This is a genomic window from Hahella sp. NS-SX17 (genome assembly GCF_057367735.1).
This window is the reverse complement of sequence record NZ_CM170632.1, coordinates 3,356,216-3,378,818: the sequence shown is the minus strand read 5'-3', so window position 1 is coordinate 3,378,818 and position 22,603 is coordinate 3,356,216. Positions and strand designations below refer to the sequence as shown.

Sequence of the window (22,603 nt, the reverse complement as noted above, 5' to 3'; positions counted from 1 at the left end):
CGATTTAACAGATCAAAAAGACAGCTCTAGTGGTAAACGTCCTCATAGGCAGTACAGGGAGATAGGATGGGTAACGCGCAACGCTGAATTTGAAGCATTAGGGGGTTAACCATGACCCCACGCCTTTACAAATAATAGATTAATCTTCAGCCTAGACCGAGTTGGACTGGATGTAAAATGTAAGGCTCCTCCCCGCCATTGCGCTCTCATCGACTTGCGACTTGATTGACTCAGAGCATTACTAGTTTTCGTCAAATTTCTTTCAAGCTAACAATTTCCCCATTATTTCTCTCAATATAAAGTTTTTTAATAGCTTCAAATCCAACATAAACTTCCCCATCAACATCATCAAGAAGGAGCTGCCACTCACTAGCAACAATAGCCGCGCAATAAATATAAAGAGGCATATAAACAGTCGCATTAGGAATAACTAAAGGTAGAACAATACTGTACTTTCCAAGGCATTCATCCCAAATCGAAAAGTCGCTATAATCCGCTCTATTAACATATTTATCATATCCCATCGAAGCATCATATCTCACCCCAACAGTGTCATCACCATACTCAAAATAAAATACAGCATCATGATAGACATCACGCCCCTCATAAAACCCATGCCCAAGTAAAAATTCACGTAAATCTTCTAAATGAAGTTTTTCTTTAACAACAAGAACGGCGTCATAAATCATTAGGTTCACCCCTCATTTTCAAGAACAGACTCCAGGCATTACAGGGAGATATGAAGTGGAAAATCGCAATACTAACAATATAGGGCTCCAATCATGCCCCCCCCTTTATCTCAAAACTTCACGATTAAATTTCACAAAGCATTCTGGACGCGCCTGCTTAAACCGCTCCAACTCTTCTCTACTTAAAACGTCAGCCTCCACATATAGACTAGAAAGTTTTGGGAGATTAAAAACTTGATGAAAACCAAAATTTGTCACGCCAACACCATACAACTTAAGCGCTTTAGTATCTTTCAGTCCATCACCTTTAAGAATATTAAAAAAAATATCATCCGTCACATTAGGCCCCATCAATGTCAGATCATCCCCGGCATTAATAAACTTCAAGAACTCCGGCCCCTTAAAACCATCAATTAATATCCTATCCTTATACAACTCCATCTTTAAAAAACAGTCACCACGCACCGTTAAAGATGACAAGCAATTATTTAAGTCAAAAAAAATTGAAAACTTAAAATCATTCACAGCATAAATTCTAAAATACTTTAACCGCCCTTCTTTTTCCCAAACATATTCCTGAAAAAAGATTTTTTCTATATCAAAATGCTCCAACTCAACAAGAAGTTTATTAAAATATTTTGCTCGTGATAAAGCCTCCCCGTTTTCGTACTGAATAACCATTGAAATCTCACCATCATAAAAATAGTATCCAATGCCATTATAAAGTTCACCTTGATAAAAAAACGGTTCTTCTATTCCTTCTAAGCACGCAACATTAACTTCTTGAATACTGGTTTCATAGAGTGGAAATGGCGGAGTGTAATCTCCAATCATTTTCCCTTTTCTGAAAACCTTTTTTTCAGCCTTATTATTGGTAATATCTATAACAACACCATCCAGTAATCTTCCGCGATAAAACACTTCGTCATCATGCGATTCAATATTACCTTTTTCTATTATCATGACTAACATTCAGCTCTTTAAATTGCTCCAGGGCAGTCGGATATGGCCAACAGGCTCCACCCAATGCGACTGCCTCCAATTCCAATTCATTATCACTAATTACAGAGCACATAAATGAGCCTCCATGAGGAAAATCAGGGTGTCTAAAATTATATTCCCACATGTGCATGTCGGGCGCCCTGGCAAGCGGCGGCTTCAATTTTATCGTTGAGTAAAAGCCGACTCCTGTTTCTTGCCAATTAAAGCTTTTTGCCTCATGTATGCGCTCTCTGATTGCTTGGCTTAGATCATCTTCACCACGGAAAATGAGCTCAAGCGCCAGAATTTCCTGCTGCCTCAGCATGTCACCCCCTCTCTCACTCATCGGGCTAGCACATCCCCGCCCCTCTCTTGAGGCTTCAGTGGACTCAATAATCAAGGCAATACGAATCTTTCCTTCATCTTGATACTTCAACTTCGAGAAGCAGGCATTTTTCACCTGTGGAAAAGAACGTAAAGCGCTCACTCGCTGTTGATTTAAGCTTAGCGGAAAACCAATCCGACAACGTGCTTCTGTCATGAAGGTCACCGTTTGCATAGCTCCAAGCTAATAAACAACAACATCAGATAAGGCGAAGGCTGATAAAAATGAGTCAGCAGAAGCCACCGCCCCCAGCAGTCTTCTTTGCGATGATCGCCACGCCCCATCCTAGTGCACTGATTCCCAAACAAAAAACCACTACGCACCAAAATCGCACCGCACTTTTCTTCAACTTTGCGGGCTGGGTCACGGTAGGGAGAATCTGTTGTGATTGAGGGTTGTAGGTGAAACTTGTCACGATTAGTTTAAGCGGCTAATGGGTCACTCCATTGCAATGGATTACCGGTTTAAGGTTTCGTTGTACCAGTAAACTACTCCTTAATGCAGATGATGGCGTCACATCTATCAGGTGGAGCAGTGTATTTTCCTATTAACGCGCTTCGAGGAAGTGTTTGGAAAAGTATCAGGGAGTGACGCCACACCGCCGACACAGAGAGCCTGTCGATCCTGTATTTATCAGGAATACGCGACAACGGTTCTCCCTGCATAGTCAGACGCCCTCACAGTCAACACGCCGACGATTCAAAGAAAAATAAAACTCATGACTTCGCACTGACGCCAGCGATGGCGCCGTAGAGGGGTCTTACACCGCTAAACAACTGATTCGGAAAATAGATGAGGTGCTTTTATGAAGCTATCTATGATCATGGTTTTGTTAGTATTAGCTGGACAATTGTCCGGCTGCGGAGGGAACGACGACAATAAATCGGAAGGGACTCATACGAGCGACGATAGTAGCAGCGATGTGGCGCCCGACGATAATTCTTCATCCAATGATGACGCCCCGCTGGAACCGACCTCGCTGCGTTCGGTTGAGTTCGCCCAGTCTCACGTTATTCCTCCGAGCGGGCTTAGCTGGGACCTTAAAGAATCCGGCGAGCTGCAATTGGTCGAAAAAAGAGACACCCTGGTATTGGCCACCTTCGACGAGGCCGTGCAGGCTGCGGAAGTGCGCGTTTATGATAAAAACCATCAGTTACTTTCTTCCCTGAACCTGTCAAAGCCGAGTGACCTTCCTCCCACTGAGGGCGACGATCTGCCCTACTCGGACGACGCCTGGTCGGCGGTGATTCCGTCTGACGACATGTCTAAAGGCGTGAATATCCGCGTCGTCGCGCAAGGTAAGAGCGCATCGGAAACCGTCACGCCCGCCATGCATCCTGAATTGGATCTCACTATTCAATCGCTGCCCTTTCTGATCTACGGCGTCAACGAAAGCAATATCCCGTTTAAAATCGACGACCTGAAAGTAATGTTCGCAGACCCCGACACCGCCGGACAGGGCTTTGCGGGAATGCCCTTCTCAAAGACTCATATCGTTAACCATCCCTTGGGAGTATTTGAATCGGACTATCTGATTGCGCCTCCGTCAGGCTCGGCTCCGGCGAAGAAAGTGGAATCCGCGGCGGACCCGGACTATTCCAGGCCGATTCTGGATATGGTCTGGCACATCGAATACGCCACTGGGGACATGGTGCTGAACAAAATCACCTTCGCCCCTTCCATGCTCATCGACCACTCAAAAACCGGCCCGATTAAAACCCGAGGGTTTGGCGGCGTGGCATACACAGGCTCAGGGGCGTCCATGGGTTATCCCTCTCTCGGACTGCTTTGGCACGAAGGCGGGCATGCGTTAGGGCTTCCACACTCGTTGAGCGGCAGCAAAGATCTAAGAGGCCCCTACTACCCTTATGCGGAAGGCAGTTTAAGCGGTTCAGTCTGGGGGTATGATCAATACAAGGGCTATTTCCGCTCTCCCCTTACCGCACCGACTTCACGCTACTTCGTCTGTAACGGAGAAAGAGGCGGAGGCGTTTTCCAAAAAACCCCGGAGGGACGCTGCTATCGATTCGACCCAATGCACTCTGCGGACGAGCAAAAAGACCCCGACGCCGACTTCCCGTTATTCTCTGATTTTAATGCAGGAAAAATGCAGCGCTGGGTGCGTAATCGCGCCAGAATGAATCCCTCCAACGATGGTTTTCAGGTGCTTGACGACAACGGCGACTGGGCGGACTTTGTTCCAGAAACCAAACACTACGCGGGATGGCATATCAAGGAACACTTCCCCGTGTCGTTTGATGAAACCACTGACTTCATCATGGTCACGTACAGCCTCGCGGGGACCGACGCTGCATCGCAGTTCTATAACCCGATCCGGTATAAGGGAAACGCCATTGCGTATGTTGACGCGATCAATCAGGACGACCTCAACAGCATTAACGCCGATATCTCAAGCGGCGTCAGAGCCAAATACTCCGACTACTGCCGACGCCAGGGGTGTGACTTCACCCTCAAGATCACCTACGAAGACGGCTCGACCTCATACCGAGTGTTAAAAGGAAGCGCCCGCAAGGATTGGCAGCCTTCTGTGTGGAAGGACGACTATCTGAATGAAAACAGTAAAGACAGCTATCTGTTTTGGGCGGTAGCGCTGGTGGCGCCCGAGGGCGCGCCGAAGGTGAAAAAGCTTGAGCTGCTCGACACGCCCATGCTGTGGAATTTGAGCCCCACCGCCGTTATGGCGGCGAAAGCGCTGGTCGTCAAACAGCTTTAGCTGCTAGACAGATACAGCTTGCCCCCAATGCTTGGGCGTTCAGCTTTAGAAAACCGAAGCGAATTATTCGCCTTGGTTTTCTTGTTTATCAGGCGGACAAATAGATTCCTTCTATTTGTCCGCAACAACAGGGCCTGCACATGTCAGGCCCTGTCTCCCGCGGCCCGCCGCCGCGCAGGCGCATCCATACGCCTGGTTATTAACATGCCAATATAATCGCCATGTTAATAACAAGAGCGGAATCAAGCTTGGGGGAAAGTGTCACGCTTTTTAAGTCGCCGTTTGCGAAGGTCTTTAACTGGAGGCGTTAGCCTCTAACTCAAAGGCTTCATCATATTTCACCACGCCGACTGGCGTCTCTCCGCCAAATCCCAGCGCCATAAAGTACTCCGCAGGAACGTCGGGTAACTCCAACCCAGAATGAGGTTTGAAGCCGAAACGCCCATAGTAGTCGGGTTCGCCAAGGAGCACACATCCAGCGGCGTTGTTATGCGCTTGCAGGCGCTTTAACGCCTCCCGGATGAGCGCGGAACCAACGCCCTGTCCTTGTCGATCCGGGTGTACGGAAACCGGACCGAGACCATACCAGTTCTGAATATTAGCGGCATCGGTTTGACCGGAACGGTGACGGCCCTGGATGGTCACCGGGGAAATGGCGATGTGGCCGATCAGTTCGCCCTGCGCTTCCGCCACCAGTGAAATGGTCAACTTACCACGCTGCCGGAGCCCGTTGACGATATGCTGTTCCGTATGACTGGCATGGGGCGCGTTCAGGAACGCTTGTTCGGTGACGCGGGTGATGGCGTCCAAGTCGCCGGGTTGTTCATTGCGAATAAGGTAGTTCATATGCTGCCTCGTTATTACTAGCTAAATATGACTGACCCTGGCGCACTGTGCACAGCCGCCAGGGATAAAGATCTACTGATTATCCAATTGCGGACGTACGGCTTTCAGCCCGGCCATATTGATTTGATAAGGCTTTCCGCTTTTTGAATGGATAAGGCGTTTGTTTTTGAGTTTAGTGAAGACCGGCAACGTGCAGTCGGCAAGCACATAGCCCTCCCGGGTGTAGCATTCAACGAATGTCACCTTACCTGAGGTATTACGTGTAAATATAATGCGGCCGCCTTTGGCGAGGACGTGCAACGTCCGTTGTTCCGGCTTGGAAATGTTCATGTTGGAACCTGTAGCAGTAATCAAATATGCGACACGGCAAGCATGCGTTCATGCTCGCCACGAAAATGCGCGTATCGATAACCGAAACTCCTGAGAAAACAGGGGTTGGGTTATCGGATTACTGCTATCTCCAACATATACACCTCTTGAAAGGCTGGTAAACAATTCCATCCCGCTGCTTTTCAAGCTGGGATGAAATAAAAAATTCTGATTGAAAACAGACGCTTTGCGTCAGGCGGGGGAAGTTAGCCTATTTTTCCTGCAGGCGTCAAGCCTGCCGGAGGCGCTTTCCGGCGGCGACTGGGGTTAGAATGAAAGGCCGCGTTACAACTTAAAGCGCGACACCAGACCGTTCAGCCCTTCGTTGGCGCTGGACAGTTGATTCATGGACGCCTCGGAATCCTGCGCCAGTTTGGTCAGCTCGCTGATGATCATGGAGATTTCCGACATGTTCTCGCTGATCTTATCGCTGACCTGGCTTTGTTCCTCGGCGGCGGTGGCGATATGGGTGTTGAGGTCGTTGATCTCATCAAAAGAGCTGAGCACTTTGTCCAGGCCCTGAGTGAGTTCTTCGTTGTCCTTCACCACCACTTCACTGCTGTCCTTCATGCCGGACATGGCGTTCACCACAACAGACACGCCGCTCTCCAGGCGATTCAACATGCCGTCGATTTCTTCCGTGCTGTTCTGGGTGCGGGCGGCCAGTGCGCGCACCTCGTCCGCCACCACGGCGAAGCCCCGGCCCTGGTCCCCTGCTCTGGCGGCTTCGATGGCTGCGTTGAGGGCCAGCAGGTTGGTCTGCTCGGCGATGCCGCGAATCACATTGATGACATTGCTGATCAACTGCGCTTCCTGACGCATGGTGTTGACGTTCTCCACCGCCTCCGACACCCGACGGCTAAGATCCACTACACTCACCCGCGCCCGCGACACCGTCTCTTTGGATTTCTGCGCAGAGCGGCTCGCTTCTTCTGTGAACGTCGAAGTTTCCGTGGCGTTCTTGGCGACAGATTCCGCGGTGGCGGCCATCTCCGTGACCGCGGTGACCACCTGCTCAGTTTCACCCGCATGCTTGTTCATCATGCGATAGTTTTCTCTGCTCTGCTTTTCCACCTCCGACACAATGCCGGAGATCTGTTTGCTGGATACCGACAACTCACCGATCATGGCCGCCAGGTACTTGATGAATTTATTCACCGACTCCGCGACGCTGCCCACTTCGTCGTGGCTGCTGATTTGAATACGCTTGGTCAGATCCGCTTCGCCAGTGCTGAGAATATCGATATTGGCGCGCAGCACGCCCAAACGTTTGCTCAATTGCGTGAAGGCCAGGAAGCCGAAGAAAACGATCGCCAGCGCAATGGGAATCTGTATCGCCGCCAGGGTGGACATCACCGAGTCCGTCGCCGCGCTCAGCAATGAACTTTTAATGCTGACCGCCAGCAACCAGGGCGTACCGGGCACGTCGCGGACAAAGAAGGAATAATCCTCGCCGTCTTTGGCGTTTTCATACTCGCTGGAATAAGTCTCTTGATTGGACGCGGAGCCCAGGTAGTCTTTGACCTCCGCCAGAAAAGCGGACTGCGACGCCAGCTCGCTGACGTTCTTCAGAATCGCATCGCCCTGCAATCCGCTGCTGTTGTTCAGAATCTTGCCGTCCCGTTCAAAGATCAGCAGTTGGCCTTTCAGCTCTTTTTCCTTCTCCGCCGCCAGACTGTTGAAGAAGCCGAGGGTCACGTCAATGGTGGAGACGCCGTAGGCTTCTCCATTGGCCATAATGCCCATGGAGCAGTTGGTGCGCGCCTCTGGGCTGGCGGAGTCGCGATAGGCCGCCGCCCAGGCGCATTGTCCGCGCGGCGCGTTCAAGCCATTTTTGTACCAGCTCTGCTCGTAATAATTTTGCGATTCCGGTGAGTTCCAATAGGTGTTGGTGACCAGCTTGCCGCTGCCGTCGCGATGGATAAAAGTGCTGTTCTTGACGACATTGCTGTCCCGTTTGCGCGGCAACGGCCAGACGCCGCCGCCAAACACCTGCTTCTTGCCGTATTGATCGATCATTGCGCCCAGTTGCTTGTCGATCTGGTCGCTTTCCAGTAAGGGGACAGTCTGGGTGATCACCCGTTGTTGCGCCTGTACTTCGGACAGCTCCGACAGGATCTCATGAACCAGGGCGTGCAGCACGCCATCGATATTCCGCTGCTCTCCCTGCACCAGGGTGGGCGCCACCCAATGCTGTATTCCTAACGCCGTAAATACGCCGACGATGGCCAGAAACACGATTAAAAACAAGGTGTATCTGTAACGTATGGACATGACGTCTCCCCGAATGTGCGCCTCGGTTACTGGATATTTTGGGTCGATTCAGGATGCGAAAGCCGCATCGCGACTAACTATAAGATATAGCACTAAATTCCAGATTTTCCCCTTTACGGCGCAGGAGCCGCGGAGAAAGCCGTCGCTCGCGGGCTTTTCCATAGCGTCGTTTTGATAGCGCGGGGAGCTTGCGTAGGGCCTGATACACACGAAGAGGCCGGCAAGCCGACCTCTTCTGATTTTTTGCGGTTCCTTGCATGTATTGCGCCTCCTGCTGCAATTCCAAAGATCTCCCTATGCAGAGTTCCTTTCTCTCTTTTCTCTTTCTTGGCTGCGTCCTTTCTCTGTCATCAGGCTCTAACAATGGTTTTATATCGACCTTACAACGGCCTTTCATCGATAGCCCGACGCCACTTTTTGCCGCCGCTCAGCGGCGGTTTGCTGCGCTGCGGAGTCGCCCGCCTTAGTCCATCACAATCAGGGACATGTCATCCATGCGCACCCGTTCGCCGTTGGTGTAGCCCATCAATTGGCCGATCACGCGAATGCGATACCATCCAGTTTGCGAGGCATAGAAGGTCCCATGGGTTTCATTGCTGCTCCAGGTCCCCAGAATGTTATCGCCGTGGCCGGTGCAGAACGCATTGTCGCTGTTTGATGGCGCAATGATGGAGACGCTTCCATTGGGGTAAGTCACCTCCAGATTGATATCGAACCAAGTGTAGTTATCCGCGGATTGAACAGCGCATTCCGCGTTGAAGAACACCGCCCGGGTGTCCACGTTGCTGACATAAACATAAGCGATGGTTCCGCCGCCTGAAGTGATCGGCAGAGCATGCGCCGCGCCATCAGCATAAACCACCGGGTTAAGGTAGTAAGCGCTGGATTCGACATCCGCGAAGCTGAAAGCGGAGGCTGCGCCCAATAGCGCGCCAGCGGTCAAGGAGATGAGTCTTTTTTTGGTTTTCATAGTAATGCCCTCTTGTTTGCTCGTGTTGAAGCGCCCACCGCCCTCCGTCGTCAAATAACCTCTAAGGCGACGCAGGAATGTGTGCTCTGTGAATTTCGGATGAACTGGAGCGCTACGGGGTTTGCCCCTGCTGCTCGCTGTCGGTCAAGGCCGCTATGCGGCTTGCGGAAAAGAGTGAGTTGAGAATGGCAGTCGCCTGCTCTTTGACGAAGGGATCGCTGTCGCTTTGCATGGCCAGAGCCAGATCCCGTCTGACAGTGGCGTCGATATCCTGCTGGCTCATCAGCTGATTGAAAGCGATGGCGCGCACCAGCGGCGACGGGTCCTGCCGCGCCAGCCGGCTCAGCTGGTCGAACGGAGCCGCTTCCCCCCGCTCCGCGAAAGCGCTCAGCGCCATGGCGCGGGTATCCGCATCGCTGGATTGCAAACCCTGATCGAATAGCTCGCCCACCTGATCAGGCGTCGCGCTCAATAGACGGGTGCGATACTGGCTGACGGGATTGTCGTCCACCGCCTCAGCAGGCGCGGACGCATAGAGACTGGCGTTGAGAAACAACAGAGACTCCGTCAGCTCTATCTGCTCTTTCGGATACAGACTGATCGCCGCCAGAGACTCGCCGTGATAAAGATCCGCATGATTATAGGCCTGAGAGAGGCGCTTCATGGCGTCGGCAATGGATTCGTTGACCACCAACAAGGACAGCTTGCCATCCTGCAGACGGTCATCCAGATAAAACCGCACCCCGGTCAGCGATTCCAGTTTGTTAGTCAGTAACGATAGTGGATAAGCGTTCACATTGATTGTGACCAAGCCGTTAGCGGTGACGGCGATGGTTCCGTCCGCAGGCGCGGTTTCGCTCTCTGGCGCCGGGATTTCTTCCACTACATAGGCTGGCGTGGCGCGTTCAGACGCAGTCGCTTTGACGCTTGCCGCGGAGGCGACTTCAACGCGCTCATTAACCGGCTTTGCGCGCTCCCCGAATAAATAGATGGCGGCGACGCTGATCGCCGCGCCTAAAACGATGGCGATGGAAAAATGAATGGTTTTCATAGCTGCCTCCTGCATTTATGATCCATGGGCTCCGCAACAAACTGGCGGCGCAGCCTAATGGAAACCTTTGCAACAACGTGGTGTTTTATCGTTGCCTGTCATCAGCATGGAGTCAGTTTACGAAGGGGCGGATCAGGGGGCAGTTAACTATTTGGACGCAAAAATGTGACATTGTCACGAAATCGCAGAAACAATATTCATAAAACGAATTAGTACATAATTTTTAATTATTTTATTGCATATAAGAAGACACCTAGAATTGTCCGATCTTTATCACAGGCCATGGGAGGCTTTTATGAAATTCAATCGCTTACGTCGCACTCTTGTACTTGGCGGCCTGGGTCTGGCCCTTGCCTCCGCGTTAGTCACCCCCAGCTTCGCCGCAGAAGACCTGCTGCAAAGCATCCAAAAAAGGGGCTCCATCCAGGTTGGACTGGAAGGCACTTACCCTCCATTTAACTATCAGGATGAAAACGGCCAGCTCACGGGCTTCGAAGTGGAGTTCGCCAAAGCGCTGGCGGATAAATTGGGCGTGAAGGCGGAATATCAGACCACCAAATGGGACGGTCTGCTCGCTGCGCTTGAATCCGAGCGCCTGGATGTGGTGATCAATCAGGTGACCATTTCCGACGCACGCAAAAAGAAATATGACTTCTCCGCCCCTTACACGGTGTCCGGCATTCAGGCGCTGACCCGCAAGGATCTGGCAAGCGAAATCAACGGCCCTTCCGATCTGGCCGGCATGAAAGTAGGCGTCGGCCTGGGCACCAACTATGAAACCTGGTTGCGGGAAAACTCACCGCAGGCGGAAGTGAAAACCTACGACGACGACCCCACCAAATATCAGGATCTGCGTTTCGGCCGCATCGACGCCATTCTGATCGACCGCTTCGCCGCGTTCGAACTGTTGAACAAGACTGGCGACGCCCTCACTCTGTCCGGCGCGCCATTCTCTCGTCAGGAAGCCGGCGTCGCCTTGCGTAAAGGCAACCCTGAGCTGCTGGCGGCGATCGATAACGCCATCGCCAAAATGCGCGAAGACGGCACGCTGCAAAAACTGTCGGAGAAATGGTTCAAGGCTGACGTAACGCAATGATCGAAAGCAGCCTCAAGCTGATTGCGGACTCCGCCCCATTCCTGCTGAAAGGCGCCGGATATACCGTCGGACTCAGTCTCGGCGGTATGTTTTTCGGCCTGATACTGGGCTTCACGCTGGCGATGATGCGGCTGTCCAGTTTCCGCGCCCTGGACTGGACCGCCCGGGTCTATATCTCTTTCTTCCGCGGCACCCCACTGCTGGTGCAGCTGTTCATGATCTACTACGGACTGCCGCAATTGGGCGTGCGTCTGGAACCGCTCACCGCCGCGCTGATTGGTTTCTCTCTTAATATGGCCGCCTACGCGGCGGAAATCCTGCGCGCCGCCATCGCCTCCATCGACCGGGGACAATGGGAAGCCGCCGCCAGCATCGGCATGACCCGCACGCAGACGCTGTATCGCACCATACTGCCGCAAGCCGCGCGCACCGCCCTGCCCCCGCTGGGCAACAGTTTCATCTCACTGGTGAAAGACACCGCCCTGGCGGCGACCATTCAGGTGCCCGAACTGTTCCGGCAGGCGCAACTGATCACCGCCCGCACCTTCGAAATTTTCACCATGTACCTGGCCGCCGCGCTGATTTACTGGGTGCTCGCCAGTGTGCTTGCGCACTTGCAAAACCGCCTGGAAGCCCGGGTCAACCTGCATGAAAAGGACGCCTGATTGCTATGATCACCCTGCGCAATTTGACCAAACAATTCAAAGGACAAGCGGTGCTGAAAGGCATTGACCTGGAGATTCAGCCCGGTGAAGTGGTCGCTATCATCGGCCCCAGCGGCTCGGGAAAAACCACGCTGCTGCGCTGTATGAACCTGCTGGAGGAACCCAGCGGCGGCCATATCCGCGTCGGGGATTTCGACATCGACGCCGACCGTCCTCTGGGACCGCAGCAAGGCCTGATCCGTAAGCTGCGGCAGCATGTCGGCTTCGTCTTCCAGAACTTCAATCTGTTTCCTCATCGCACGGCGCTGGAGAACGTGATGGAAGGCCCGGTGGTGGTGAAGAAGGAGCCTCGCGAGCAGGCCGCGGCCAAAGGCCGCAGTCTGCTGGCCCGTGTCGGCCTGACCGGGAAAGAGGATGCCTACCCCAAACGCCTTTCCGGCGGACAGCAGCAACGGGTGGCCATCGCTCGCGCCCTGGCCATGGAGCCGGACGTGATTCTGTTTGACGAGCCCACCTCCGCCCTTGATCCCGAACTGGTGGGCGAAGTGCTGGCGACGATTCGCAGTCTGGCGGAAGAAAAGCGCACTATGGTGATCGTCACTCACGAGATGAGTTTCGCCCGGGATGTGGCCAATCGCGCCATCTTTATCGACGGCGGCGTGATCGTTGAGCAAGGCGACGCCAAAACGTTGTTCAGCAACCCCAAGGAAGCGCGCACCCGCCAATTCCTGAACAAATTCCTCGGCGACAACGCCGCTCAACCCCTGCCGGAAGACGCGTGAGCGTGCTTCCGGTGTGGTTGCTCCTGCAATAACCAGCGAAACAACGCGAACTGCGACGGCAGGTAAAACAGATATTCCGGGTGCCACTGCACGCCGATAATCTTGCGCCCGCTGACGCATTCCACCGCCTGCACGATAAAGTCCAGATCGCGCCCCACCACTTTCAGGCCCGCGCCGGGCACCTTGATCGCCTGATGATGCAAACTGTTGACCCGCAGTTTTCTGGCGCCGCAGATGGCGGATACCCGTGAGTCCTGTTCCAGCTGCACCTGTTTGGTGGGCAACAATCCCGGCCGGTTGTAGGTGAGCTTGCGCATATGACGAATGTCCTGATGCAGCGCCCCGCCCAGCACGCAGTTGATCAGTTGCGCGCCGCGGCAGATGCCCAGGAGGGGGATGTTGTGCTCCAGGGCCTTGTGAATCCAGGCGATCTCCAGAGCGTCGCGATCTGGATCGATCCTGACCTTCTCATTGATATCTCCGTTGTAATGCTCCGGGCTGATATCGTCGCCGCCGCCAATAATCAGTGCGTCTAAGGGAATGCCGCTAGGCGCATGACGCACGCTGATGCGCTCCGGATGCGCGCCCGCCATGCGCAGCGCCAATTGCGCGCACCACCAGGACGGCGACCACTTGCGGCCGCTGCCGGTTACGCCAACCCGGAGTCTTGTACCCATTGTTCCATAGTCTCTATCCAGTCATGACGACTGACGCCCAATAAGGGACGCCACGCACTCAGATAGGCGGCGCTCAGACGTTCGATGTCATCGGAGCGACAAGCCAGTTCCTCCACCACCCACCAGCTGTTCCAGGGAACCGCCAAATTCCAGTCAGTACGATCAATCAACGAGTTCGGCAGACGGTAGTGAAAAGTCGGGCGCGCCTGAATGCGTTCATCATCCACCGCCCGCCGCACCCGTTCGCCGTCGATTTCCGTCAGCAGCGGCAGCATATCCAACGCGCGGTTACGAGTAGGATTATAGGCGAGATAGTCGATAAACAGCCGATTCAGGCTCGGTGAGGGGTCCGACAAAAGTTGTCGCACGTAGGATTCGGGGTAAAGATCGATGTAAGGGCTGATGCGCCTTGTCAGGTCCACTTGCAGGCGCTCAACCAGCCACCACTGCAGCAGACTGAACGCCTTCAGGTATGCCGCGATGGCGGCGGCGTCGAGAGAGGGAATTTCGGGATTGATGTGCACGCCAAAGGCGGCGATAGGAGAATCTTCCGTACCTTGCGCGCCGGCGTCTCTCAGAGCGGCCACCATGGGGTCCAGGGCCGTCAGCCCGGTTATCGGCAGCGGCGGACACACCACCTCCATCGGAACCAGCAGCTTCGCCGCCTGCCCCAGCAACTGCACCCACTCGTCTTCCTCTTCTCCCTGCTGCCGGGCGGCCTGGCGTTTGAAGTAATCCCAGTCCACCTCGACACTGAAATTCCCCAGTGACTCGGCATGGAGTTTTTTTTCCGCCGCCGAGCCGGAAATCACCTGCGCGCCCAAGGCACTCTGCAACGCAGCCACGGTTTGCTCCAGAGTCAACCCGGTGAATTCCAGCTCAAACCCGACCAGACGCACCTCGCCATCGCCTCTGCGGATGATGGATGGGGTTTTGAAGCTGCTGTCGACGGCGTTCATGCTGTGACCTCCGTGGTTGCGCTCCGGCGCTGCGGATTCATGAAAGGGATTGTAGCATCCGACGCCGCTCCGTGACTGCGACGTCCATTACATACGTCTTCGATGACTGGATTTATACGCACGCAAGGCGGCGTCCGATGCCTCCCAATCCCAGAAAGTACGCTATATAGACAGAAAGATTACGAAGAATTCAGGCGAGCAGAATTCTGCTGAAGCCTCCAAACCAAAGTGATAATCTTTCTCGTATAACCATGACGCCCACGTTGGCGGCGCCGTCAGCGTCCGAAGCGAGCCCACCACGCCAGGCCGCCCCGAATCCGCCGGCGCGCACGATGCGCTTGTATTCACGTTTCAGGCTAAGGACTCAGGACATGTCTTCACGAACGCTGAACGGGGCGCTTGCAGCGGCCCTGATTGGTATATGCATCGCAGGAACGGCGCACGCAGCCGGCAGACCGCCCACCTCTGTCGTCGCCGCCTCGGCGCAATCCACGCCCTATTACGACAAGATAGAAGCCCTCGGCACCGTCAACGCCAATGAGTCGGTGAACATTACTCCCAAGATCACAGAGAAAGTCGTCAGCGTCCACTTCGAAGACGGCGCCAGCGTGAAACGCGGCGATGTATTGATCAAACTGGATGATGAAGAGGAACAGGCCAACCTGCGTTCAACCCTGGCGGTGCAGGCGGAACGGGAAAGCGCCCACCGTCGCGCTCAGGAACTGTATAACCGCCGCGTCGGCAGCGAAGCGGAGCTGGACGCCGCCCGCGCAAGGGTGGATCAGAGCAAGGCGGAAATTGAAGCGCTGCGCACCCGCATTGCAGCGCACCAGATCACCGCGCCGTTCAATGGCGTGCTGGGGCTGCGCAACATCAGCGTCGGCGCCCTGGTGGAGCCCAGTAACGTTTTGACCACCCTGGATGACCTTAGCGTCGTCAAAGTGGACTTCGCCATCCCCTCCGTTTTTCTCGCTAACCTGAAGCCTGGTCTGAAAGTGGAAGCGGAGACCAGCGCCTATCCCAAACAAGTTTTCAGCGGCGAACTCAAGAGTATTTCCCCCCGAGTCGACCCCGTGACGCGCACCGTGCAGGCCCGCGCGCTGTTCGACAACCCCGGCCAAATGCTGTTGCCTGGCATGTTGCTGCAACTGGACCTGCAATCGCGCCCGCGCACTGCGCTGGTGATACCGGAAAGCGCCATCGCAACGGTGGGAACCTCCCATTACGTTTTCGTCGTCACCCAAGGCGAAACATCGAAAGCGCAACGTCGCCAGGTGGAGATCGGCTCCCGCAAAGCCGGCAAGGTGGAAATTCTGCAAGGCCTGAACGAAGGCGATCTGGTGGTCAGCCATGGTCTGGTTAAAATCTCCGATGGCTCCGCAGTAAAAGTCATCGCCGTGGATGACGGCGCCCTTAATGTCGCCAAGCTGTTGCAAGGCGAGCAGCAAGCGGAACAAACGGAATGATGCTCTCAGACCTCTCCGTCAAACGACCGGTATTCGCCTCCGTCATCGGTTTGTTGCTGATCGCTTTCGGCTACCTCTGCTTTGAACGCTTGCCGTTGCGGGAATATCCCGCCATTGATCCGCCTGTCGTCAGCGTCACCACCGACTATCCCGGCGCCGCCGCCAATGTGGTGGAAACCCGCATCACTGAGGTGATCGAGGAGCGCATTTCCGGGGTGCAAGGCATAGTGTCGATCTCCTCTCAATCCAGTAACGGCCGCTCCCGCATCACCATAGAGTTCGACATCGGCCGCGACATCGACGCCGCCACCAACGACATTCGCGACCGCGTATCCCGAATCGCCGACAACCTGCCGGCGGAAGCAGAGCCGCCGGATATCGCCAAAGAAGACAGCAGCGACGATGTGATCCTGTGGTTGAACCTGTCTGCGGTTAATATGACGGTGCCGGAATTGACCGACTACGCCAATCGCTATCTGGTGGACCGCTTGTCGGTGCTGGACGGCGTCGCCCGCGTGCGCGTCGGCGGCGGCAAGGTTTACGCCATGCGCATCTGGCTGGACCGCAGCGCCATGGCCGCGCGACGCATTACAGTGACGGATATCGAAGGCGCGCTGCGAGCCGAAAACGTAGAGTTGCCGGCAGGCAGCATCGAATCCAGGGACACCCAGTTCACCGTGCGCACCGAGCGCAATTTCCATACTCCGGAAGACTTTCGCAAACTGGTCATCGGCGCTGGACAGGACGGCTACCTCATCCGCCTCGGCGACGTCGCCAAAGTAGAGCTGGGCTCAGTGGAGGAACGAGGCATCTTTCGCGGTAACGGCGAAACCATGGTCGGCGTGGGCGTCACCAAACAGTCCACCGCCAACGTGCTGGACGTAGCCCGGGCGGTGCAGGCCCAGGCCAAACGCATCAATCCCACCTTGCCGGAAGGCATGACCCTGCAAGCCAGCTACGACTCCTCCGTCTTTGTGGAAGGCGCCATCAACGAAGTGGTGAAAACCCTGTTCATCGCCATCGGACTGGTCATTCTGGTGATCTGGGCGTTCCTGCGCGACCTGCGCGCCACCCTGGTGCCGGCGGTAACCGTACCGATCTCCCTGATCGCCACCTTCTGCGCCCTGTACGCCTTCGACTTCACTATCAATATGTTCACCCTGCTGGCGCTGGTGCTGGCTATCGGGATGGTGGTGGACGACGCTATTGTCGTGCTGGAAAACATCTATCGGCGCATGCATGAACACAACGAGACGCGACTGGTGGCGTCCTTTCGCGGCAGTCGTCAGATCGGCTTCGCGGTTATCGCCACCACTATGGTGCTGATCGCCGTATTCGTGCCAATCGCCTTCCTGCAGGGCGACATCGGCCGTCTGTTCTCCGAGTTCGCCCTGACTCTGGCCGCCGCCGTAGCGTTTTCCAGCGTCATCGCCCTCACCCTGTCCCCGGCGTTGGCTTCGAAGATTCTGCCCAGTGACGATAAAGCCCAGGGGCTGAGCGAAGGCGGTCATTTTTTCCATAAAGTACAGCATGTCTACGGCAGGATTCTGGCGGGCTGTCTCAAAGTGCGCTGGTTATTTGTTGTCCTGATGTTAGCGATTTGCGCCGGCTCCGTCTGGCTGTATAAAGATTTGCCGGAAGAGTATGCGCCCAAAGAAGACCGCGGCGCGTTCTTTATTCTGGTGAACGGCCCGGAAGGCGCGACTTACGACTATATGCTCGATTATATGAACGAAATCGAGCGTCGCCTGATGACGTTTGTCGATTCCGGCGAAGCCCAGCGGGTGCTGGTGCGAGCGCCCCGTGGGTTCGGCAACATCGAAAACTTTAACTCGGGCTTCGCTCTGGTGGCGTTGAGCCCCTGGGGCGAGCGCCGCTCCGCCTGGGACATCATGGACGATGTACGCAAGTCCTTATCAGATTTACCTGGCGTGCGCGCCTTCCCGGTCATGCGGCAGGGATTCGGCGGCGGCATCTCGAAGCCGGTGCAATTTGTCATCGGCGGCGGCACTTATGAGGAACTGGCGGAATGGCGCGACATTCTGTCCAAGGAAATCGACGCCTCCAATCCAGGCCTCGCCGGCGTGGACTTCGATTACAAGGAGACGCGCCCTTATCTGTCCGTGCAGATCAACTACGACCGCGCCGCCGACCTGGGAGTAAAAGTACAGGATATCGGTCGTACTCTGGAGTCTGTTCTCGGCGGCCGCACCGTCACCACTTATCTGGATAACGGCCAGGAATACGACGTTATTGTCGAAGGCGAACGCGACGCGCAGCGCACCCCCGCCAGTATCCAGAACATCTACGTACGATCACAGCGCAGCGGCGAGTTGATCCCTCTTTCCAGCGTGGTGACCCTGCGCGAATTCGCCGACTCCAGTAACCTCAATCGCTTCAATCGTCTGCGCGCCATCACTCTGGAAGCCAATCTGGAGGACACCCTCACCCTGGGCAAAGCGCTGAGCTATCTGGAAAATCTGGTGGAAACCCAGCTTCCCGCTCACGCCCAGATTGACTACAAAGGCCAATCCGCCGATTTCCGGGAGGCGGGAACCGCGCTGGCGACCACCTTGGTATTGGGCATTCTGATTGTGTTTCTGGTGTTGGCGGCGCAATTCGAAAGCTACGTGCACCCATTCGTGATCATGCTGACCGTGCCTTTAGCGGTGGCCGGCGGTATGTTGGGCCTTTATGTGACCGGCAATTCGCTCAACCTGTACACGCAAATTGGGTTGATCATGCTGGTGGGACTCGCAGCGAAAAACGGCATCCTGATTGTTGAGTTCACCAACCAATTGCGGGATCAGGGACTCACTTTCGATAACGCCCTGGTGGAAGCGTCCATGGCCCGTCTCAGACCCATTCTGATGACTGCGGTCACCACCATCGCCGGCGCCGTGCCCTTGATGTTGTCCGACGGACCCGGCTCGGAAACCCGCTCAGTCATTGGCATCGTCATCCTCTGGGGCGTCTCCGCCGCCACCCTGTTTACAGTATTCATCGTTCCCGTGGCGTACAGTCTGCTGGCCCGCAAAACCCGTTCCCCCAAAGCGGTGGAAAAACAGTTGGAAGAAGAACTCAAGCTACATGAAGATCACGCCATAGAGCATCTGGCGGATTAGATTGCTTCCTCATAGCCCGTCGAGCAACACACCTGCCGACGGGCTATGGCCCTTAGCGAGTCTTTGTCATCGCTGAGTTGGCCCATTTGGAGTTTGCTTTGGGTGGACAGCAGGAGTAATTCTTCGCCCCTCATACAGCGCACTATCCCGCAAAAACTCCCTGGCTAACTGCGCCGCTGCGACTTGGTTATCCCTCACCCTGGCGATTTCCTGCTCATTCAATTTAACGCAGATATCCTGAACAAAAGGCCCGCCAGTCAGAAATGTCAGATACCAATCCTCACCTTCTTGCATCAGCAAATAGGAATACGCCTCTTTGAAAATAACCTTCAACAAGCCACCTCAAAAGAAAAAGTAAGTCTCTGGCAATTGCCCGACGCCTTGATTTTTGATAATTGATTATTACCGTAATTAAAAAAATCTATCTATTACTACTTTCGTCATCATAATAAGAAAGCTTCCTGCTGACGACACGCACCCAGTCATCAACGTCTATTTGATCATCGGTTTCAACAGAAAGAAGCTGAGTAAACATCTGAGTTGAAGTTACTATTGCCCAGATAGAAAAAAGACAGGCCTCATAATCGTCTTGTGTTAAATGTGGAAATTCAGACAGTATCATCCCTCTAATATTTTCGTTAGCCCAGATACTGTCTAATAAATCAGCAACAAAGACATTTCCATTTATCGTAGCTATGCCTTGACGTATAACCTCTCCCTCTTTCTCTGTGCTTGCCCAATGCAGCTTACTCACAAGATTAAGTGATTCATCAGAGGTAGAACCATGAAGAAGCATCCCCGCCCTTATACGATCAGTGGCCCTAGGCAGTTCCTCATTAGGCGTCAACCTAGTCGACAGCTCCTTAATAATGCAATTAAGAACTTGCTTTCCACTGCCTTTTCTCATAGTCATGCCTTATGCTTTTATTTGAAATTATGCCAATTTCAGTTTGGGAAAAATCAGTCTGACAACCCATGAAAAAATCACAGATAAAAGAGCATACTTAAAAAGTATCAAACTTAAAACAGCACCTATTTTCACTGTCAATAATTAACGATAATCTTTTATAGTCAATCCCACTCACGCAGAAAATAACACTGTCTTCTGATGTTACTTCAATATAAAACCTGACGCATAAGACGAGCCAATTTGGTCTTTGGTCGAAACAGCAGTACAGGCCATCATGCGACTATCTGATCCTACCCATTAAACGGTAGAACTGATTTAGTTCTTAGGAGTTTGTTTGGGATAGATGGACGGCGTAATTCTTCGCCCTTGATACAAGGTGCTATCCTGCAAAAACTCCCTTGCTAGTTGCCCTGCTGCGACTTGATTATCTCTTACCCTCACTATTTCCTGCTCATTTAGCTTCACGCTGGTATCATATATCCCGACTCCTCCTGAAAGAAAAGTCAGATACCAATTTTCTTCGTCTTGCATCAGCATATAAAAATATGCTTCTTGAAAAATAAGCTTCAACATCCCTCGTTAACCTCCCTCATACAGGCAAAGACCACATCGCTTCCAAGCTTTTCGATATAGCTCGCATGAATCTCCAGTTCGGGCTTCACTGCGTCATATAGGCCAGCGTGATGCAGTAAAGCCAAATAACGCAGTAAGAGTAGCGCCGCCGGGCTGTCATGACTCGAAAAGAGGTTAACCTCCCCCATCCGTCCCCGATTTTTTTCCGCAAAATAAGAAGACAGATTCGCCAGTAGATGAGAAAGCTCCTCACCCGTCACGTCAAGCCCAGTCATATAGGCCAAAAACGCCTGTTCGAATATCTCACCATTCTCTTCGGAGTCACCCACAAAACGACAGACTTGACCACTGATATTAGCCCCATGCACATGTCCGAAATAATCCGGACTACGGACGAAATACCGACCTTTACCACGGAAAAAGTCATCTATCTCATTGTGATTGAGGGCGTACTCAAACGTGTTGGGGTTGCTGGTCAAGATTTATCTCTCATGGCTTCTACACTCAAGTTTCATTTATGAGCGCACTAACCTCCTTTTTTAATTTTTTCAAAAAGAGTGTCTTCTCTGTTTTATCGGTTTCCAACAAAACCATTTCTTTAATCGCAGATCTGGCTTTAGAGTATAGGTGTTTTGCCTCAAGAGGCTGCATATAGTTCTGTAATACTCTTTCCTCTTCTTCAGCTATATCAACTTCTACGCTTGTAGGACGTAGAGTTAAACGACCTTCTTGAACAGCCATTTGATATCCAAAAAAAGTAATAGCGGCGCGCCCTATCTTAATGTAGAGAACGCCGCCATGCTCCTGAAAAACATCCAGCTTTTCCATATCGCTTAGACCTCATTAAAGATAATGTAGTGGCCCCGAAAGAGTAGAACCATCGCAGGATATAGACTCTCATTACTGGAGCAATCAATCAGCGCACGATAATGTCGATAACCAGGACAACATCCATTAAAGGTATTGAGTGTCGGCTTTTCGTACAAATCCACATCATTAGTGGATATACATTATGCGCCCCATTCCTTTAAACTACCCAACACCTTCTCAAGATAGATCAGCAGACGTCTATATCTAACTTTCGAGCTCCAAATCAAATGCAATATTTTGACACTTCTTTAAAATTTGCGACAATTCTGGGTCTGACTCTTCAAATTCTCTAACAGCGAAGTGCCCAAGAATTATTTTATCTAGCTTACTTTTATCTTTTTCTTTTCCATCAATTATCGTAAGCAAATATTTAAGCTGCCTAGCCATACTATGATAAATTTCAAAATCCGGTATTTGCTTAAGCCTTCCTTCATTTATTACTATAGCTTTGCATAGTGTTTCTTTTTTATTCATCCAACCACCGCTTTGTAGCTCCCTTTATTAGCCCTAGCGGAGATTGGCTTTGTTCGCCTACTGCCAGGGCTCAGCGCATACTGCATAATGGTCTAATCACTGCCAATTCAGTAATTATCTGTCACAAGCCTTTTATCTACATATCTGATCCTGTTCTGCGGCCCATGGCCTGCATATTCGGTATAGGTTAAAAATACCGCCTTACAAATCATGCAAACATTTATATATGACTCATGGTAAGGATAAAAGTGAATGGCTACTGGAGCATCCTTGCTCCAATAATTAGTACCGTCTACATGATATTCGCTATAGCCATTCCTTTTTATTGACTCTTCTGCGCCTTCAAACTCTGCTATGGCTTTGATATTTCTCCTAATATCAGGAGTGATATTTACCCATGATTTTAGATCGTGCTTTTTGCAATATTCACAGAAGTCAATATCAATCTCTTCGTCTAAAAGACGGAGAAACGAGTTAATATTTATTTTGACCATTTTTTCTCTTTAGTATGAGCAAAATTCGTCATTTAGAAATAGCGTCAACAGTAATAAAAATGGGCGTATTCATATCGCATCTAAGTGCAGCAGCCATCATTTCAAGATGAATTTGGAGCATGAGGGACAACCCTCACGCCCAGGCAAATCGCACTATATGACTCAAAACATAAAGTCTCCCATCTTAAAATCATAAACTTCAACTCACTAGCC

General features: G+C 52.7%; 23 protein-coding genes. 6 read left to right on the top strand and 17 right to left on the bottom strand.

The window, feature by feature from the left end; genetic code table 11:
- Positions 1-251: 251 nt before the first annotated feature.
- From AC2IBB_RS15130 to AC2IBB_RS15120, 3 genes are all read right to left on the bottom strand, one after another.
- On the bottom strand, positions 252-689 hold the full coding sequence (locus AC2IBB_RS15130; RefSeq protein ID WP_486333663.1) for a hypothetical protein: 438 nt from the start codon (positions 687-689) through the stop codon (positions 252-254).
- 105 nt (positions 690-794) lie between these two features.
- Complete coding sequence (locus AC2IBB_RS15125) at positions 795-1,652, bottom strand: hypothetical protein (RefSeq protein WP_486333662.1); 858 nt, start codon at positions 1,650-1,652, stop codon at positions 795-797.
- Positions 1,633-2,211 (bottom strand): hypothetical protein, encoded by a 579-nt coding sequence (locus AC2IBB_RS15120; protein WP_486333661.1) that lies wholly within the window; start codon positions 2,209-2,211, stop codon positions 1,633-1,635. The genes AC2IBB_RS15125 and AC2IBB_RS15120 overlap by 20 nt, the downstream gene beginning before the upstream one ends.
- A 649-nt stretch (positions 2,212-2,860) precedes the next feature.
- On the opposite strand from AC2IBB_RS15120, the gene AC2IBB_RS15115 reads away from it, so the two are divergent.
- Positions 2,861-4,789 (top strand): M66 family metalloprotease, encoded by a 1,929-nt coding sequence (locus tag AC2IBB_RS15115; protein ID WP_486333660.1) that lies wholly within the window; start codon positions 2,861-2,863, stop codon positions 4,787-4,789.
- Between the two features lie 294 nt (positions 4,790-5,083).
- Here AC2IBB_RS15115 and AC2IBB_RS15110 read toward each other — a convergent pair whose 3' ends face one another.
- The 5 genes from AC2IBB_RS15110 to AC2IBB_RS15090 all read right to left on the bottom strand — a co-directional run bounded on the left by AC2IBB_RS15110 (position 5,084) and on the right by AC2IBB_RS15090 (position 10,299).
- Positions 5,084-5,635 carry a GNAT family N-acetyltransferase gene (locus AC2IBB_RS15110; RefSeq protein ID WP_486333659.1) on the bottom strand — a complete coding sequence of 184 codons (552 nt, stop codon included), beginning with the start codon at positions 5,633-5,635 and terminating at the stop codon, positions 5,084-5,086.
- A gap of 72 nt (positions 5,636-5,707) precedes the next feature.
- A complete protein-coding gene (locus AC2IBB_RS15105; protein WP_127970261.1) occupies positions 5,708-5,965 on the bottom strand; it encodes a YjhX family toxin in 258 nt (85 codons plus the stop codon).
- A gap of 324 nt (positions 5,966-6,289) precedes the next feature.
- The gene (locus AC2IBB_RS15100) at positions 6,290-8,278 is read right to left on the bottom strand and encodes a methyl-accepting chemotaxis protein (RefSeq protein WP_486333658.1); all 1,989 of its coding nucleotides are present in this window, start codon (positions 8,276-8,278) and stop codon (positions 6,290-6,292) included.
- 463 nt (positions 8,279-8,741) lie between these two features.
- Positions 8,742-9,248: a hypothetical protein gene (locus tag AC2IBB_RS15095; RefSeq protein ID WP_486333657.1), complete on the bottom strand. Its 507-nt coding sequence runs from the start codon at positions 9,246-9,248 to the stop codon at positions 8,742-8,744.
- Between the two features lie 112 nt (positions 9,249-9,360).
- On the bottom strand, positions 9,361-10,299 hold the full coding sequence (locus tag AC2IBB_RS15090; protein ID WP_486333656.1) for a HEAT repeat domain-containing protein: 939 nt from the start codon (positions 10,297-10,299) through the stop codon (positions 9,361-9,363).
- Positions 10,300-10,594: 295 nt separating this feature from the next.
- On the opposite strand from AC2IBB_RS15090, the gene tcyJ reads away from it, so the two are divergent.
- The 3 genes from tcyJ to tcyN are packed head-to-tail and all read left to right on the top strand — an operon-like array spanning position 10,595 to position 12,842.
- The gene (gene tcyJ / locus AC2IBB_RS15085; protein ID WP_486333655.1) at positions 10,595-11,395 is read left to right on the top strand and encodes a cystine ABC transporter substrate-binding protein; all 801 of its coding nucleotides are present in this window, start codon (positions 10,595-10,597) and stop codon (positions 11,393-11,395) included.
- Entirely contained in the window at positions 11,392-12,060 is a 669-nt protein-coding gene (gene tcyL, locus AC2IBB_RS15080; protein WP_011397554.1) for a cystine ABC transporter permease, read from the top strand. Before tcyJ ends, tcyL begins: the two co-directional genes overlap by 4 nt.
- Positions 12,061-12,065: 5 nt before the next feature.
- Positions 12,066-12,842: an L-cystine ABC transporter ATP-binding protein TcyN gene (gene tcyN / locus AC2IBB_RS15075; protein WP_486333654.1), complete on the top strand. Its 777-nt coding sequence runs from the start codon at positions 12,066-12,068 to the stop codon at positions 12,840-12,842.
- On the opposite strand, the gene AC2IBB_RS15070 is transcribed toward tcyN, so the two are convergent.
- Positions 12,818-13,519 (bottom strand): gamma-glutamyl-gamma-aminobutyrate hydrolase family protein, encoded by a 702-nt coding sequence (locus tag AC2IBB_RS15070; protein WP_486333653.1) that lies wholly within the window; start codon positions 13,517-13,519, stop codon positions 12,818-12,820. The genes tcyN and AC2IBB_RS15070 overlap by 25 nt on opposite strands.
- Entirely contained in the window at positions 13,492-14,478 is a 987-nt protein-coding gene (locus AC2IBB_RS15065) for an amidoligase family protein (protein ID WP_486333652.1), read from the bottom strand. Before AC2IBB_RS15065 ends, AC2IBB_RS15070 begins: the two co-directional genes overlap by 28 nt.
- Before the next feature lie 371 nt (positions 14,479-14,849).
- Here AC2IBB_RS15065 and AC2IBB_RS15060 point away from each other — a divergent pair, with 371 nt between their 5' ends.
- Together AC2IBB_RS15060 and AC2IBB_RS15055 are read left to right on the top strand one after the other, a co-directional pair.
- Positions 14,850-15,944 carry an efflux RND transporter periplasmic adaptor subunit gene (locus AC2IBB_RS15060; RefSeq protein WP_486333651.1) on the top strand — a complete coding sequence of 365 codons (1,095 nt, stop codon included), beginning with the start codon at positions 14,850-14,852 and terminating at the stop codon, positions 15,942-15,944.
- Positions 15,941-19,069, top strand: a complete 3,129-nt coding sequence (locus AC2IBB_RS15055) for an efflux RND transporter permease subunit (protein WP_486333650.1) — start codon at positions 15,941-15,943, stop codon at positions 19,067-19,069. Before AC2IBB_RS15060 ends, AC2IBB_RS15055 begins: the two co-directional genes overlap by 4 nt.
- 66 nt (positions 19,070-19,135) lie before the next feature.
- Here the strand turns inward: AC2IBB_RS15055 and AC2IBB_RS15050 are convergent, their stop codons facing one another.
- From AC2IBB_RS15050 to AC2IBB_RS15020, 7 genes are all read right to left on the bottom strand, one after another.
- Positions 19,136-19,402 (bottom strand): hypothetical protein, encoded by a 267-nt coding sequence (locus AC2IBB_RS15050; protein WP_486333649.1) that lies wholly within the window; start codon positions 19,400-19,402, stop codon positions 19,136-19,138.
- Positions 19,403-19,490: 88 nt separating this feature from the next.
- Positions 19,491-19,976, bottom strand: coding sequence for a hypothetical protein (locus AC2IBB_RS15045; protein ID WP_279506391.1), 486 nt, complete (start codon positions 19,974-19,976; stop codon positions 19,491-19,493).
- Positions 19,977-20,294: 318 nt separating this feature from the next.
- Positions 20,295-20,552 (bottom strand): hypothetical protein, encoded by a 258-nt coding sequence (locus tag AC2IBB_RS15040; RefSeq protein ID WP_486333648.1) that lies wholly within the window; start codon positions 20,550-20,552, stop codon positions 20,295-20,297.
- Positions 20,546-21,031 (bottom strand): hypothetical protein, encoded by a 486-nt coding sequence (locus tag AC2IBB_RS15035; protein WP_486333647.1) that lies wholly within the window; start codon positions 21,029-21,031, stop codon positions 20,546-20,548. The genes AC2IBB_RS15040 and AC2IBB_RS15035 overlap by 7 nt, the downstream gene beginning before the upstream one ends.
- A gap of 25 nt (positions 21,032-21,056) precedes the next feature.
- Positions 21,057-21,380 carry a hypothetical protein gene (locus tag AC2IBB_RS15030; RefSeq protein ID WP_486333646.1) on the bottom strand — a complete coding sequence of 108 codons (324 nt, stop codon included), beginning with the start codon at positions 21,378-21,380 and terminating at the stop codon, positions 21,057-21,059.
- Between the two features lie 246 nt (positions 21,381-21,626).
- Positions 21,627-21,896 carry an immunity protein Tsi6 family protein gene (locus tag AC2IBB_RS15025; RefSeq protein WP_486333645.1) on the bottom strand — a complete coding sequence of 90 codons (270 nt, stop codon included), beginning with the start codon at positions 21,894-21,896 and terminating at the stop codon, positions 21,627-21,629.
- Between the two features lie 107 nt (positions 21,897-22,003).
- Positions 22,004-22,390, bottom strand: a complete 387-nt coding sequence (locus AC2IBB_RS15020; RefSeq protein ID WP_486333644.1) for a hypothetical protein — start codon at positions 22,388-22,390, stop codon at positions 22,004-22,006.
- Positions 22,391-22,603: the final 213 nt, after the last annotated feature.

Bases quoted from the DNA above. Each gene is read 5' to 3' on its own strand.
- AC2IBB_RS15130 (WP_486333663.1), bottom strand. From the start codon at position 689: ATGATTTATGACGCCGTTCTTGTTGTTAAAGAAAAACTTCATTTAGAA.
- AC2IBB_RS15125 (WP_486333662.1), bottom strand. From the start codon at position 1,652: ATGATAATAGAAAAAGGTAATATTGAATCGCATGATGACGAAGTGTTT.
- AC2IBB_RS15120 (WP_486333661.1), bottom strand. From the start codon at position 2,211: ATGACAGAAGCACGTTGTCGGATTGGTTTTCCGCTAAGCTTAAATCAA.
- AC2IBB_RS15115 (WP_486333660.1), top strand. From the start codon at position 2,861: ATGAAGCTATCTATGATCATGGTTTTGTTAGTATTAGCTGGACAATTG.
- AC2IBB_RS15110 (WP_486333659.1), bottom strand. From the start codon at position 5,635: ATGAACTACCTTATTCGCAATGAACAACCCGGCGACTTGGACGCCATC.
- AC2IBB_RS15105 (WP_127970261.1), bottom strand. From the start codon at position 5,965: ATGAACATTTCCAAGCCGGAACAACGGACGTTGCACGTCCTCGCCAAA.
- AC2IBB_RS15100 (WP_486333658.1), bottom strand. From the start codon at position 8,278: ATGTCCATACGTTACAGATACACCTTGTTTTTAATCGTGTTTCTGGCC.
- AC2IBB_RS15095 (WP_486333657.1), bottom strand. From the start codon at position 9,248: ATGAAAACCAAAAAAAGACTCATCTCCTTGACCGCTGGCGCGCTATTG.
- AC2IBB_RS15090 (WP_486333656.1), bottom strand. From the start codon at position 10,299: ATGAAAACCATTCATTTTTCCATCGCCATCGTTTTAGGCGCGGCGATC.
- tcyJ (WP_486333655.1), top strand. From the start codon at position 10,595: ATGAAATTCAATCGCTTACGTCGCACTCTTGTACTTGGCGGCCTGGGT.
- tcyL (WP_011397554.1), top strand. From the start codon at position 11,392: ATGATCGAAAGCAGCCTCAAGCTGATTGCGGACTCCGCCCCATTCCTG.
- tcyN (WP_486333654.1), top strand. From the start codon at position 12,066: ATGATCACCCTGCGCAATTTGACCAAACAATTCAAAGGACAAGCGGTG.
- AC2IBB_RS15070 (WP_486333653.1), bottom strand. From the start codon at position 13,519: ATGGGTACAAGACTCCGGGTTGGCGTAACCGGCAGCGGCCGCAAGTGG.
- AC2IBB_RS15065 (WP_486333652.1), bottom strand. From the start codon at position 14,478: ATGAACGCCGTCGACAGCAGCTTCAAAACCCCATCCATCATCCGCAGA.
- AC2IBB_RS15060 (WP_486333651.1), top strand. From the start codon at position 14,850: ATGTCTTCACGAACGCTGAACGGGGCGCTTGCAGCGGCCCTGATTGGT.
- AC2IBB_RS15055 (WP_486333650.1), top strand. From the start codon at position 15,941: ATGATGCTCTCAGACCTCTCCGTCAAACGACCGGTATTCGCCTCCGTC.
- AC2IBB_RS15045 (WP_279506391.1), bottom strand. From the start codon at position 19,976: ATGAGAAAAGGCAGTGGAAAGCAAGTTCTTAATTGCATTATTAAGGAG.
- AC2IBB_RS15040 (WP_486333648.1), bottom strand. From the start codon at position 20,552: ATGTTGAAGCTTATTTTTCAAGAAGCATATTTTTATATGCTGATGCAA.
- AC2IBB_RS15030 (WP_486333646.1), bottom strand. From the start codon at position 21,380: ATGGAAAAGCTGGATGTTTTTCAGGAGCATGGCGGCGTTCTCTACATT.
- AC2IBB_RS15025 (WP_486333645.1), bottom strand. From the start codon at position 21,896: ATGAATAAAAAAGAAACACTATGCAAAGCTATAGTAATAAATGAAGGA.
- AC2IBB_RS15020 (WP_486333644.1), bottom strand. From the start codon at position 22,390: ATGGTCAAAATAAATATTAACTCGTTTCTCCGTCTTTTAGACGAAGAG.